Below are 13,378 nucleotides of genomic sequence, written 5' to 3' on the forward strand. Positions count from 1 at the left end.
GTGAGTGGGACTGTATGCGATGGCCCGTCCGTGGGCCTTCAGGAGTAGTTATCGCCACTTGGGAAGCACAGGTAAGGAGAAATCCAAAATTGTTTTCGGATTTTCCTTCGCGCCAAATTCCCCGTGTTACCAGTCTTATTCCGCTAACGGATCCCCCGGCCCCGCCGATAGTTTCTACGAGCCCAGCTGTTGGCGCATCGTCCGCACGATGACATAGACGCTTCGGGACACCACCGCACCAGTCACTCGCACCATTCACACATGAGGGAGCCGTCCGGACCATGGCCATCCACGAACTTTCAGCCCTGCTGTGGCGGGAGCGTGAACTCCTGGACGTTCTGACTTTCAAGCTTGAGGAAGAACAGCTGTTGCTGACCTCGGGCAAGTCCCGCTGGCTGCCCCACGGGACCAAGGAAGTGGAGCAGGTGTTGGGTCACCTCTCCCAGGCGAGCCTGGCCCGCACCATCGAAGCGGCCGTCGTCGCCGAGGTCTGGGGACTCCCCACCGACGCCTCGCTGGCCGAACTCGCCGCCGCCGCCCCGGAAGGCGCTTGGGCCGAGGTCCTTACTGCGCACCTGACGGCACTGACCCGCCAGACCGCCCTAATCAAGGAACTGCGGGATTCCAACGAGCAGTACCTGCGCACAGCGGTGCGCTCCACGCAGGAGTCGCTTGCCGACCTCAACCCCGCGGCCGCAGCCGGCACCTACGACGCCCACGGCAAGACCGGGCAATCCGCCGGTTCCCGCATCTTCGACCAGCAATTCTAAGGAAGCGACCATGAGCACCTTCGGCGCCCTGAACACCGCCTACCGCGGGTTGACCGCTGCCCAGCAAGGCATGAACGTGGCTGGGCAGAACATCGCCAATGCCGCCACCGAGGGATACACCCGTCAACGTGTAGAGCAGTCCTCGCTGGCCGCGCCTGCCCGCGGGCTCTTCAGCGGCGGTACACTGCAGCCCGGCCAGGGTGTTTCGGTGGACGCCATCGCACGGCTCGGCAGCAGCTTCCTCGACGGCACCGTCCGCTCGGCCGGAGCCCAAGCCGGCTACGCAAGTGTTCGTTCGTCCGCTCTGCAGGGCATTGAAGGCGTGCTTCAGGAGCCCGGAGAGAACGGCATCTCGACCGCTTTGCAGGGTTTTTGGTCCGCGTGGCAAGCCGCTGCCAACCAGCCCACGGAGGACGGCCCGAAAGGGCTTCTGCTCAATGCCGCTAACTCCGTGACGGACAAGATCTCCTCCGCGTACCAGGCCCTCGACTCGCAGTGGAGCAGGACCCGCGCCCAGGTCTCCGACAATGTGGACGCCGTCAACGCGGCCGCCGCCCAGGTCGCTTCGTACAACACCACTATCCGGTCTACCCTGGCCGCCGGCGGGTCGGCCAATGAACTGATCGATGCACGGGCCAAGCTCACGGACAAGATTGCCGGACTCGTCGGGGGCACTGTCCGCGAGCAATCCGACGGCACAGTCGACGTGCTTGTCGGCGGCAACGCGCTGGTCACCGGCGGGTCAGTCCGGACGCTCGCCATCTCGGGTTCCTCATCGGACCGGATGGGAACGCCGGTTCAACTTGAATGGGCAGACCGGAGCGGTGTCGCCGTACCTGTCGACGGTGGCGAAATCGCCGGCGCCTTGTCCGTGCTGGCGCCCGCCGCCACACCGCCGTCCACGCCCGGCTCCGGCGGCGCCATCGCCGAGGCCGCCGAGTCCTTTAACAAGTTCGCCGCGGCCCTCGCCACGGCCGTGAACCCTATCCACGCGACGGGAGTCACGGGCACCGGCGCCACCGGCGTCGGTTTCTTCACTATCACCGGTGCCGGCCCCGCTGCGCTGAACATCAAGGGACCCGCAAACACCGCCGACATCGCCCTCAAGGCGTCGACTGGCGGCGCCCTTGACGCCAGCATCGCGGACAAGATCTCGCAGCTCGGTACGGGTTCAACCTCGCCGGACAAAGCCTGGTCAGGCATTGTCACAAACATCGGCGTTCAGTCCCGCGGAGCCCAGCAACACGAAACACTCACCAATGCCGCTCAGGTATCCGCCCTGACAAGCCGGTCCTCCCAGGCGTCAGTAAGCCTGGATGAGGAAAACGTCAGCCTGCTCACCAACCAGCACGCCTACCAGGCCGCAGCCCGTGTGATGACCGCCGTCGACGAAGCCCTCGATGTCCTGATCAACCGCACCGGATTGGTAGGAAGGTAGCCACATGCTGAACCGGGTAACCAACCTGACCATGAGCGCGAACGCCCAGCGTACGCTGCAGACCCAGCAGTCCAGGCTGGCCGAGCTTCAGGAAAAAGCGACCACGCTCAAGAAGATCTCGCGCCCGTCGGACGATCCTGCCGCCACCGCCCAGGCCCTCGAGACCCGCGCCCTCCTCGCCGCCAACGCCCAGTACAGCCGCAACATTGACGACGGCAACACGTGGCTCACGGCGGCGGATTCCGCACTGGAACAAGCCACCAACGTGATGCACCGGATCAAGGATCTCACGGTCCTGGCCGGTAACGGCTCGCTCAACCAAACCGGCAAGGACGCAATCGCCAACGAGCTGGACTCCTTGACCAAGGACCTGGTTTCGATCGCCAATAGCAAGAATCTGGGCCGCAACATCTTTGCCGGCAGCTCGGATGCCGCCAGTGCCTTCACCGGTACCCCGCCCGCGCTCGACGGGCTGCCCAAGAGCCCCGTGGAGCGCCGCATCAGCGCCACGGAAACCGTCCGCGTCGACGCCGACGGTGCCGCGATCTTCGGTAGCGGCACCGGCTCTGTCTTCGATATCGTGAGCCAGATGGCCGCCGACTTGCGGGCGGGGACGGACACATCGCCCCGGGCCGCCCAAGTGGACACGGCATTCAAGAACATCGTCAACGGCCGTTCGGAAATTGGAACGCGCCAGGCGCGGCTGGATCGGGCTGGCAGCGCCAACACAGAACTGGAGGCCACCTTGGACGCACAGAAAACCGGGATTGAGACGGCAGACCTTGGCAGCGTCATCATGGACCTGAAACTTCAGGAGACCAATTACCAAGTGGCCCTCGCCGCGACGGCCCGGGTGCTTCAGCCCACCCTGATGGACTTCCTGCGGTGAGCGCCCCGGTCATGGACACTCCCGTCGCTAGCCTTCCCCTCACTTTCACCGCACCCATGCCGGGCTTCGAGGACCTGCACGATTTCGTGCTGCGGAGCGTCGAGGGCGCGGCCGGACTGTACGCCTTGGAGGCCGGGTCCAGTCCGGTGCGGCTGTTCCTGGCCGACGCCGCCGTGTTTGCCCCGAGCTACGCTCCACCGATCCCGGCAGCATCGCTGGAGGCCCTGGAACTCGACGAGCAGGAGGCCCCCCAGGTGCTGATCGTGGTCAACCACTCCCCCGGCTCCACGACGGTCAACCTCATGGCGCCGATCGTTCTCAACCCCGGCACGGGCCGCTGCACGCAGCTGGTGCTGGACGGCCGTGACTTCCCGCTCCGGGCCGAGCTCGGCTCGCTCTAGCCAATACACCTGCTCTAGCCAGTCCGCGGAGCAAGGCGCGCGCCTCGGAGCAGCTCCGGGCAGCTCGACGCTGCGCAGCCCCGGGCGTCACCAGAAGTGCGCCACGTCCACGACGAGCCGTGACCCGGCGCCCGGCCCTGACAGGGTCTGGACCCGGAACGGCAGCCGTGCGCGGACTCCCATGCCAAGGCTGCTGTAACCTTCGAAGCTGCCAGCCCACGCCACCTGCCGGAATGTCTGGTAGCCGGTCACGTCCGTCAGTTCACTCTTGTTCACCGGGTTGTAGGTGGGATTGCCGGCGTCGTCATATGCAGGCGCATTGACCGTGAGCTGAATGAAGGCCTGGCCTTCCAGCGGGATCGGCAGGCCGGACCCGTCCTGTGCCACCTGGGGCACGTACCGGATGGTGTAGCCGGCTACAGGGCCGTTCAGGTCAATGACTAGCCGGTCAAAACAGTAATGCTGACCGGTCCGCACGTTCACCACCTTGGCCTTGCTCATGGCCGGATCCGTTTTGCTCAGCGAACCCCAGACCTGTCCGCAGTACGGGTCCGCGGCGGCCGGCGCCAGACTAAGCTCCCCGAGGCCGGCGGCCGGTGCCGGCGCAAGCACCCCGAGACCGGCTGCCATCAGCACTGCCCCGAGCAAAGCGTGGGTCTTCTTCACCTGGAACTTCTTCAACTGGATCTTCATCACTGCGGGCCACCCTTGGTGCTGCCTGAGCTCTTGGGCTGGCTGAACAGTCAGTGCAGGTCAGACGCTTCCAGCGTAGGCGGCGCGGAACCGGCGGGCGAGGTCCTCAAGCGTTTCGGCGCCCAACCGTTAATGAGGCCTGTCCCTGGTCACGGACGGATTTCACAGACAGATCCCGAGACCTTCCTTCACGAACAGATAACACGCGCAGCCGTGGGCTTTGCCAGAAACGCCGAAGCGCCGGCACCCTCGCGGGTCCGGCGCTTCGTGCGGCTTGCTGTCTCGTCGATTCCGGGGCATCGCCAGCTGCGGAGCAGCTGGCCGCGGGAAGGTTCTTAGCCTTCGCAGTCGCGGCAGTACTTCATGCCGTTCTTTTCGAGGGCCACCTGGGACCTGTGGCGGACCAGGAAGCAGGAGGAGCAGGTGAATTCATCGGACTGCTCGGGAACAACAATGACCGTCAGCTCTTCGCCGGACAGATCCGCGCCCGGAAGATCGATGCCTTCGGCGGTGTCGTTCTCATCGACGTCGATCACAGCAGTCTGCGCGCCGCCGCTGCGGGACGCCTGAAGGGCCTCCAGCGACTCAGCGGGAGATTCTTCTTCTGTCTTGCGTGGGGCGTCGTAATCGGTAGCCATATCGGGGTTCACTTTCGTTGCTGCGCAGCGCCATTTCAGGCACCTCAGTGAAGCAGTTTAGGACATTATGCACGGAGTTGAGGAATAGTGTGGCCAATCAGACAGAATGAGACGGAGGGGGTGCGGAAGCCCAGGGCAGCGGCCCTGTCCGGAACCCCGGCTGCGGCCAGCGCGAGGGCAGTTCAGGCGACCGGCCAGACCACCAGCGTCTGCCACTTCGCCGGGTCGGGCTCGGCGCCGGGATCGGTGAGGTAGTACTCCCACATTGCTTCGCCCGGACTCGCACCGTCCTGCCGCATCCGGGCCATGATCGCGCCGTAGGTCTGCTGTAGCGATTCGTAGGGCCCGATGTGCATCGCCTCGTAGGCCCGGCATGCGGGGAGTTCCCCGGCTACCACCGCGGTATCCACGCCGCTTGGATTTGTGAAAGGTGCCGCGAGGGGGAACCCCGCCTCGACGTCGACGACGTCGGTCGGCTTGCCTCGGTACAGCGCGAACGGAGGTCCAGCCAGTTGGACATGCTGCTCCTGCACCGCACCCATGACGGCGCCGAAGGCACGGCCGAAGAAGTCCCGGAGCGCATTCATCGGGACAGTCTCACGCACCACTGCAGTCGGCTGTTCCTTGAGTTGAGCGGGATTGATGTCCGGAGCCGCCCCGGGGTTCGTTGGAGTCATACGCCCAGAGTCCGCCGCGTCCAAACCGCGGTCTAGGGCCTTATGTCCCGCGCCTACGGAGCGCCCACCGAGGGCCAGCGGCGCCCGGCAGCATCCCCGGACACGGTGCACCCGTAGGGCCGCCAATAAATAAATGAACTTTATTCATATTAGGTCTTGCCCCGCACCGCAATCAGCCCAATACTAAATGAACAGCGTTCATTTATGTGACCCCCGTCTCACTGGAGTAGCCATGATCGAAATCACGTCCCTCGACACCCCGAACTCCCCCGCCCGCCCAGCGTCGTCCAGCACAACACCGTCCAGCACAACACCGTCCAGCACAACACCGTCCAGCCGGCCGGCACTCCGGGTCGGCGTCGTGCAGCACCGGTGGCAGCCCGACGCCGCGGCCCTGCACGCCGAACTGGACGAAGGCATCGGGCGGGCCGCCCGGTTGGGGGCCGACGTCGTCTTCCTGCCCGAGCTCACACTGTCCCGGTACCCTGCGGACACGCTTCCCGAAAACGACACCGCCCGGGGCGGGGCCCGCCGCCCGCGGCCCTCGGACATCGCCGAGGACCTGTTCACCGGCCCCACCTTCCGCTTCGCGGCGGACGCGGCCCGCCGGCATGGAATCTGCGTCCACGCTTCGCTGTACCAGAAGGCGGAGAACCCGGACGGTTCCGACGACGGCCTGGGCCTGAATACTGCCATTCTGGTATCCCCCGACGGCGAACTGCTGGCCCGCACGCACAAGCTGCACATCCCCGTCACGGCCGGCTACTACGAGGACAAGTTCTTCCGCCAGGCCCCGGACGGCGATGACGCCTACGAGGTCCATGCCCCCGCCGAACTCGGCGGCGCACGGTTGGGCATGCCCACCTGCTGGGACGAATGGTTCCCCGAGCTGGCACGGATTTACTCCCTCGGCGGGGCGGAGCTCCTGGTCTACCCCACCGCCATCGGCTCCGAGCCGGACCACCCGGACTTCGACACCCAGCCGTTGTGGCAGCAGGTCATTGTGGGCAACGGCATTGCCAACGGACTGTTCATGGTTGTCCCCAACCGCTGGGGAAGTGAAGGAACACTGAACTTCTACGGCTCCTCCTTCATCTCCGATCCCTATGGACGGATCCTCGCCCAGGCACCGCGGGACGAATCCGCCGTCCTGGTCGCGGAACTGGACCTTGACCAGCGCAAGGACTGGCTCACGCTCTTCCCGTTCCTGGCCACGCGCCGGCCGGACACCTACGCCCGGCTGACCGAACCGTTACGTGCCGACGCCCCGCTCGGCTTCGATGCGTATGAGGCCACCGCACTGCAGCCCACCGCACTGAACCCCACGGCGCAGAAGGTCACGGCATGAGCGCCTGGCGGATGCCATCCGAAACGGCACCCCAGGACCGCGTTTGGATGGCGTTCCCCACCGGCGGCTACACGCTGGGCGACAGTGCGGCAGAAGCCCACGCCGCCCGCTCCGTCTGGGCCGCCGTCGCGAACGCCGTCGTGGAATTCGAACCAGTCACCATGCTGGTGGCCCCAGCGGATGCAGAGACCGCTGCCCGCTACCTCCACCCGGACATCGAGGTGGTCACCGCGGCGCTGAACGACGCCTGGATGCGAGACATCGGCCCCACCTTCGTCCTGGACGACGCCGGCCGGCTCGGCGCCGTGGACTGGGTGTTCAACGGCTGGGGTGGCCAGGACTGGGCCGCATGGGACAAGGACTCGCTCGTGGCAGCTGCCGTTGCGGCACGCTCAGGTGCCAACCACCTCGTCTCGCCGCTGGTGAATGAGGGCGGCGGCATCCACGTCGACGGCGAAGGCACGGTCCTTGTCACCGAGACGGTGCAGCTGGATCCGGGCAGGAACCCCGGGCTCAGCAAGGCCGACGTCGAGGCAGAACTGGCCCGGACCCTGAGCGCCAGCCACGTCGTCTGGCTTCCGCGCGGACTGACCCGGGATTCGGAACGGTTCGGCACCCGCGGCCATGTCGACATCGTCGCGGCCATCCCGTCCCCGGGCACCGTGTTGGTCCATTCCCAGCAGAACCCGGCGCACCCCGATTTCGAGGTCAGCCGGGACATCATCAGCCACCTCGCCACCACCCGGGACGCGGCCGGCCGCGAATGGAACATCATTGAGGTCCCCGCCCCGGAGACCCTGACGGACGAGGAAGGCTTCGTCGATTACAGCTACATCAACCACCTGGTGGTCAACGGCGGCGTCATCGCCTGCACGTTCGGGGACCCCATGGACGAAAAAGCCTTGCGCATCCTCGCCGACGCCTACCCCGGCCGCAAAGTGGTGGGCATCGACGCCCGCGAGCTCTTCGCCCGCGGCGGCGGCATCCACTGCATCACCCAACAGCAACCGTCCGCCTCCCAGAACAAAGGTCAGCCATGAGTCAAACTATCGGCCGTGAAGACGGCATCACCACGCACGACGTCGTCGATCCGGCCGGTTCCAAACACGGCATCACGGGCAAGGGGCTCAAGGGCGGCCAGCTTGGCCTGCTGGCCGTCGTGGTCCTGGGCATCTCCTCCGTGGCGCCCGCCTACAGCCTCACCAGTTCGCTGGGACCGGCAGTCGGCGCCGTGGGCGTGCAGCTGCCGGCGATCTTCATCGTCGCGTTCATCCCCATGATCCTGGTGGCGTTCGCCTACCGCGAGCTCAACGCCGATTCCCCGGACAGCGGCACCACCTTCACGTGGGCCACGAAGGCGTTCGGCCCGTTTGTCGGCTGGATGGGCGGCTGGGGGCTGCTGGCCGCCAACATCATCGTCCTGTCCAATCTTGCCGGCGTCGCGGTGGACTTCTTCTATCTGTTCCTGGCCCAGGTGTTCAACAACCCCGGGCTCGCGGACCTGACCTCGAACACGGCAGTGAACATTGTTACCTGCCTGGTGTTCGTGGCACTCGCCGTCTGGGTCAGCTACCGCGGCCTGCACGCCACCAAGCTCGTGCAGTACAGCATGGTCGGCTTCCAGGTGCTGGTCCTGGCGGTCTTCATCATCATGGCGCTCGGCCACGCAGCCTCCGGTGACGCGGGCACCTCGCTCGCGTTCAGCTGGGACTGGTTCAACCCGGCCAAGATCGAGAGCTTCGAGCAGTTCACCGCTGGGATGTCACTGGCCGTCTTCGTCTACTGGGGCTGGGACGTCTGCCTCACCGTGAACGAGGAAACCAAGGGCGGCCGGGGCACCGCCGGGCGGGCGGGAACCACGACGGCGGTCGCCGTCCTGGCGCTCTACCTCGCCGTGATCGTGGCCACCATGATGGTGGCCGGCACCGGAGCCGACGGCATCGGCCTGAACAACCCGGACAACCAGGCGAACATCTTTGCAGCACTGGCCTCCCCCGTCATGGGTCCGCTGGCCATCCTGATGTCCCTGGCCGTGCTCTCCGGCACCGCGTCCTCCCTGCAGTCCACCATGGCCTCCCCCGCCCGCAGCCTGCTGGCCATGGGGCACTACGGGGCACTGCCGCCGCGCTTCGCATCCGTCAGCAAGCGCTTCGGGTCCCCGGGCTACGCCACGGTGATTGCCGGCGTGATCTCCGGCGGCTTCTATGCCGTCATGAAGGTGGTCAGCGAGAACGTCCTCAACGACACCATCATGGCCCTGGGCCTCATGATCTGCTTCTACTACGCCCTCACCGCGTTCGCCTGCACGTGGTATTTCCGGCACAGCCTGTTCGCCAGCGTCCGCAACTTCTTCATGCGGCTGCTGTTCCCGGTCCTGGGCGGTCTGGTCCTCACCGTGGTCTTCTTCCAGACCGCCGTGGACAGCTGGGCGCCGGAATTCGGCAGCGGCTCCGAGGTCTTCGGTGTGGGCCTGGTGTTCGTCCTGGGCATCGGCATCCTGGCCCTCGGCGTCGTGGTCATGCTGGTGACCGTGAAGCTGCATCCGGGCTTCTTCCGGGGCGAGACCATCCGGAAGGACACCCCCGCCCTGGTGGTTCCGGAGTAGCCGCCAGGCTTTCGATTCAGCACCGCATGCGTACGGCCCTGCTACCGGATTCCGGGGCAGGGCCGTACGCATGCGGTCTAAAATGAAGCCATGGCCCTACGCCATACTTGTGGGATTCTGCCGCTCACGGCGCTCACTGCGCTCACCATGGGGGTCCTCCCGGCGCTCCCTCCCGCCGCCCAAGCATCGCCGCAGGAAACCGCACCCTGCGCAAAGTTAAGCGCGCACCAGACCCGGTACAGTACCGGCGCGGCTAACAGAGTGGTGTTCGTCACTGCCGCCGAGGCGTCACAGAACGCTGTGCTGATCACAGGCTGTGTACGCAACGGCGACATGTATGTCCAGGAGTGGCAGCAGACCGGTTTCATCGGCAAGAACGGGTTCGCCCCGCATGGACAGTTGCGGGAGGGCGAGTACCGGTCACCCACTGGTTCGTTCTCGGCCACCGAGGCCCTAGGCAAGGCGGATCCGGGCACCAAACTGCTTTACCACACGGTCAATCGGAGATCGCGGTGGGGCGGACCGGGCAGCCCCGCCTACAACAATTATGTGGACGGCGGATCCCCAGCTGACGAGAACCTTTGGTACTGGATGAACCAGGGCACATATGAGCAAGCTGCCGTCATCAACTACAACCGCCTGCCGGATACCGTGCCCATCCCGGGCGCCGACTACGCGATCTTCTTCGGCGCCGGGAACCGGGTTTCGGCAGGATGCGTCTCCACAACACTCGCGACCTCAACGCGGGTAGTGCAGACACTCGGTCCCGGCGACCGGTTCATCATGGGAGTGGTCAACGACGTCTTCACAGCGGCCCCTCCTGCCGCCGCCACAGCTCCTCCTTCTCGCTCTGCTGCAGGGACTCCGAGCCGGAGCACACCGTCCCTCACGGCTCCGTCTGCCCAAGCCACCCCGCCCGCCAGCACACCGGCGGCCCAGGGCACCCCGACCACGCAAGCAGGTGCGACTTCACTAATCGCTCTGGGATCACTGCTTGTTGCCGGCGGTGCCGCGGCTGTCGTCATCTTCTTTGCGCTCAGGAAGCGCGGCAGGAGTCAGCGTTCCTGAAGAGCACCTTTGCGTGCGTCCGTCGCCCGCAAAGCTGCAAATGCTCGTTGAGGAACACCTCCCCGTGCTAGATTCACGCTGTCTGCTTCACGCTGTCTGCAATTCTGCGGGCTCTAGCGCAGCCTGTTCCGGGCGCGGCAACTTGGGGGAAATTTTTATGCTGTTATTCGACCGCGTCCGGACTCTTCCAATTCCGTTGTTCCTGGTTGTGGGCATGATGCTTTCCCTGGCACCGCTTGCCCCCGCATCCGCTGCGTCGGCTACGACGACGGCGGTGCTTGCAGCGTCCGCCGCGCCGTTGAAGACGACCCCGGTGCCGACGGTCACGGGCAAAACAAAAGCCGGCTACACCCTGACCGCGGTCCCGGGCACATGGGGTCCGGCACCCGTCACCCTGAAGTATCAGTGGAAGGCGAGCGGCGCCGTCATCGTTGGCGCGACGGCCGCTACCTACAAACTGGCCGCAGCGCAGGCCGGCAAGGCCATCACCGTCACCGTCACCGGAACGAAGGCCGGCTACACCACCGCCTCGAAGACCTCGACCCCCACCGCAGCGATCGCCGCTGGCACGCTCGATCCTGCCCCGGTGCCGACGATTACCGGCACGACAAAAGCCGGCTACACCCTCACCGCGGTCCCAGGCACATGGGGTCCGGCACCCGTCACCCTGAAGTATCAGTGGAAGGCCAATGGGGTCGTCATCACCAGCGCGACCGCCGCCACCTACAAACTGGCCGCAGCGCAGGCCGGCAAGGCCATCACCGTCACTGTCACCGGAACGAAGGCCGGTTACACCACCGCCGCCAAGACTTCGGCCGGCACAGCCGCAGTCACGCCCGCGGGACCCGGCGTCGACGTGTCCTGGCCGCAGTGCGGCAAACCTCTGCCCAAGGGCCAGAGCTTCGCGATCATCGGTGTGAACAACGGTCTGGCGAACAACACCAACTCGTGCCTGGCCACGCAGCTGTCCTGGGCGGCCACGTCCACCGGCGGGACCGGCCAGCCCCTCGTGGCCCTGTACGTAAACACCGGAAACCCCGGGACCGCCGGCTCCTGGTGGCCCACCAGCAACACCTATGCCGGGAAGACCGTGACCAACCCCTATGGCCAGTGCACCAAGGGCTCGGTCGGCTCGGCGTGCTCCTATATGTACGGGTACGCAAAGGCCTACGACGACGCCACCATCCGCGGGGTCAAGAACCCGGCCTCCTACACCTGGTGGCTGGACGTCGAAACTGACAACACCTGGTCAAAGGACAAGGCCGCCAACAGAGCCGATCTGGAGGGCATGGCCGCCTACTTTGCCAGCATCGGCGCCAAGACAGGGCTCTACTCGACCGGATACCAATGGGCACAGGTCGTCGGCGCCGTGCCCTCGACAAGCAGCCTGTATGCCCAGCGAAGCTGGCTCGCCGGCGGGAGTTCCCTCCAAAACGCCAGCAGCATGTGTTCAGCAGCGCCACTGACAGGCGGCGGGAAAGTCACCATGGCCCAGTACATCTCGGGCGGCTTCGACTACAACAAGTCCTGCATCTGAGTTCCCGGCTCCGGCCAGCCGTGCCCCGTTTTCGGGCATGAGAAAACCCCTCCGTTCCGGCAAAATCACCGGAAAGGAGGGGTTCGTGGGGCCCCCTGTCGGATTCGAACCGACGACCCCCGCTTTACAAGAGCGGTGCTCTGGCCAACTGAGCTAAGGAGGCATTCCTGCGCACCTGACGGCACCAGACCCAAATGGGGCAGATACCAGGACGCTAGACAAGGTTAGCCCACCCACGCCCGCTGAGAAAAACGCGCAACGCCCCCGCCGCGAAGCGAGGCAAACGAGAAGGCCCGGCCCCCGAGCGATCCGGGGCCGGGCCTTCAACTGCGGGCCTTCAACGGCAGTGCCGTGAACCGTTACTTCTTGGCGTCGACCGCGGCCTGCAGGTACTGGTCGAAGGGGGTCTTGGCGCTGTCGCCCGTGCCCCACTGCTTGCCATCGACGAACACGGTGGGCGTGCCGGTCACGCCGATCACCGCGGCCTCCTGGGTGGTGTGCTTTACCCACGGGCGGTACGTCTTGCCATCCACGCACGTCTCGATGCTCTTGGCCCCGACGTCGGTAGCCAGCTTCTTCAGCTCGTTGTCGGACAGGCCGGCGCTGCCTTCGGCCGGCTGCTTCGCGAACAGCAGGTCGACAAAGTCCGAGTACTTCTCCGGGGATTCATTCACCACACAGGCTGCGGCGTTGGCCGCGCGCGAGGAGTAGTTGGTGGTGGACCGGCTGTCCAGGAAGCCGAGCGGGCGGTATTCCACCGTAATCTTGCCGTCATTGCGCAGCTTGGTGAGGGTCTCGTTGTACTTCGCCTCGAAGTCCTTGCAGACGGGGCAGATGAAGTCGATATAGAGGACCACCTTGACCGGCTTGCCGGCCTCGGCCTCCGCGCCGGGTGCCGTGACCGTAGCCGGCGGCGTGGCCGGTGCGGCCGGCAGGTCGGACAGCTTCACGGTCGCGGGATCGGTCTTGGCAACCGCAGTGTTCGCCAGCAAGGTGACGCCGCCGTGGATGTTGCCGTTGGCCGGAGTGGGTCCCTCGTCGGCCACCGGGGCGTTGTTCTTGATGTTGGAAGTGACAACGAGCGCAACGATCACGATGATGGCGACGACGGCGGCAACAATGCCCCAGCCGATCAGCAGCTTGTTGCGCTTCTCTTTCTTCAGCTGCGCCTCGCGGATCTCACGGGCTTTCTCGCGCGCCGCGGCAGTGCGCTCTGCCTTTGACTGTCGGGGTTCGTTTGCGGGGCTCATTGGTTCCTCGGGTCGTTCGGCCAGGGACGGTCCACTCAGTGGCAACTTCATCATTTTAGGGGAG

Annotated in this window: 13 protein-coding genes and 1 tRNA gene; 9 read left to right on the forward strand and 5 right to left on the reverse strand. The window is 65.7% G+C overall.

Features of this window, described 5'->3' with window-relative positions:
* The first annotated feature begins 281 nt into the window (after window positions 1-281).
* The 4 genes from AC1DKQ_RS11805 to fliW are packed head-to-tail and all read left to right on the forward strand — an operon-like array spanning window position 282 to window position 3,498.
* Window positions 282-770, forward strand: a complete 489-nt coding sequence (locus AC1DKQ_RS11805; protein ID WP_476885080.1) for a flagellar protein FlgN — start codon at window positions 282-284, stop codon at window positions 768-770.
* A 10-nt stretch (window positions 771-780) separates the two neighbouring features.
* Window positions 781-2,208, forward strand: coding sequence for a flagellar hook-associated protein FlgK (flgK, locus tag AC1DKQ_RS11810; protein ID WP_476885081.1), 1,428 nt, complete (start codon window positions 781-783; stop codon window positions 2,206-2,208).
* Between the two features lie 4 nt (window positions 2,209-2,212).
* Window positions 2,213-3,097, forward strand: a complete 885-nt coding sequence (gene flgL, locus AC1DKQ_RS11815) for a flagellar hook-associated protein FlgL (protein WP_476885082.1) — start codon at window positions 2,213-2,215, stop codon at window positions 3,095-3,097.
* A gap of 11 nt (window positions 3,098-3,108) precedes the next feature.
* A complete protein-coding gene (fliW, locus tag AC1DKQ_RS11820; RefSeq protein WP_476885083.1) occupies window positions 3,109-3,498 on the forward strand; it encodes a flagellar assembly protein FliW in 390 nt (129 codons plus the stop codon).
* Between the two features lie 87 nt (window positions 3,499-3,585).
* On the opposite strand, the gene AC1DKQ_RS11825 is transcribed toward fliW, so the two are convergent.
* The 3 genes from AC1DKQ_RS11825 to AC1DKQ_RS11835 all read right to left on the reverse strand — a co-directional run bounded on the left by AC1DKQ_RS11825 (window position 3,586) and on the right by AC1DKQ_RS11835 (window position 5,506).
* Window positions 3,586-4,164 (reverse strand): AMIN-like domain-containing (lipo)protein, encoded by a 579-nt coding sequence (locus tag AC1DKQ_RS11825; RefSeq protein ID WP_476885104.1) that lies wholly within the window; start codon window positions 4,162-4,164, stop codon window positions 3,586-3,588.
* A 362-nt stretch (window positions 4,165-4,526) separates the two neighbouring features.
* Window positions 4,527-4,829 (reverse strand): DUF4193 domain-containing protein, encoded by a 303-nt coding sequence (locus AC1DKQ_RS11830; protein WP_277527784.1) that lies wholly within the window; start codon window positions 4,827-4,829, stop codon window positions 4,527-4,529.
* A 182-nt stretch (window positions 4,830-5,011) separates the two neighbouring features.
* Complete coding sequence (locus AC1DKQ_RS11835; protein WP_476885084.1) at window positions 5,012-5,506, reverse strand: GyrI-like domain-containing protein; 495 nt, start codon at window positions 5,504-5,506, stop codon at window positions 5,012-5,014.
* Between the two features lie 232 nt (window positions 5,507-5,738).
* Between AC1DKQ_RS11835 and AC1DKQ_RS11840 the strand changes: the two genes are divergently transcribed.
* From AC1DKQ_RS11840 to AC1DKQ_RS11860, 5 genes are all read left to right on the forward strand, one after another.
* Entirely contained in the window at window positions 5,739-6,854 is a 1,116-nt protein-coding gene (locus AC1DKQ_RS11840; protein ID WP_476885085.1) for a nitrilase-related carbon-nitrogen hydrolase, read from the forward strand.
* On the forward strand, window positions 6,851-7,894 hold the full coding sequence (locus tag AC1DKQ_RS11845) for an agmatine deiminase family protein (protein ID WP_476885086.1): 1,044 nt from the start codon (window positions 6,851-6,853) through the stop codon (window positions 7,892-7,894). Before AC1DKQ_RS11840 ends, AC1DKQ_RS11845 begins: the two co-directional genes overlap by 4 nt.
* Window positions 7,891-9,459 carry an APC family permease gene (locus AC1DKQ_RS11850; RefSeq protein WP_476885087.1) on the forward strand — a complete coding sequence of 523 codons (1,569 nt, stop codon included), beginning with the start codon at window positions 7,891-7,893 and terminating at the stop codon, window positions 9,457-9,459. Before AC1DKQ_RS11845 ends, AC1DKQ_RS11850 begins: the two co-directional genes overlap by 4 nt.
* Window positions 9,460-9,720: 261 nt before the next feature.
* Window positions 9,721-10,527 carry a hypothetical protein gene (locus AC1DKQ_RS11855; RefSeq protein ID WP_476885088.1) on the forward strand — a complete coding sequence of 269 codons (807 nt, stop codon included), beginning with the start codon at window positions 9,721-9,723 and terminating at the stop codon, window positions 10,525-10,527.
* Between the two features lie 157 nt (window positions 10,528-10,684).
* On the forward strand, window positions 10,685-12,064 hold the full coding sequence (locus tag AC1DKQ_RS11860) for a hypothetical protein (RefSeq protein ID WP_476885089.1): 1,380 nt from the start codon (window positions 10,685-10,687) through the stop codon (window positions 12,062-12,064).
* Between the two features lie 86 nt (window positions 12,065-12,150).
* Here AC1DKQ_RS11860 and AC1DKQ_RS11865 read toward each other — a convergent pair.
* Together AC1DKQ_RS11865 and AC1DKQ_RS11870 are read right to left on the reverse strand one after the other, a co-directional pair.
* Window positions 12,151-12,227: transfer RNA gene (locus AC1DKQ_RS11865), tRNA-Thr, on the reverse strand.
* Between the two features lie 196 nt (window positions 12,228-12,423).
* Window positions 12,424-13,314 (reverse strand): DsbA family protein, encoded by an 891-nt coding sequence (locus tag AC1DKQ_RS11870; RefSeq protein ID WP_476885090.1) that lies wholly within the window; start codon window positions 13,312-13,314, stop codon window positions 12,424-12,426.
* Window positions 13,315-13,378: the final 64 nt, after the last annotated feature.

The sequence above is a fragment of the Arthrobacter sp. 05L421 genome (assembly GCF_056397785.1).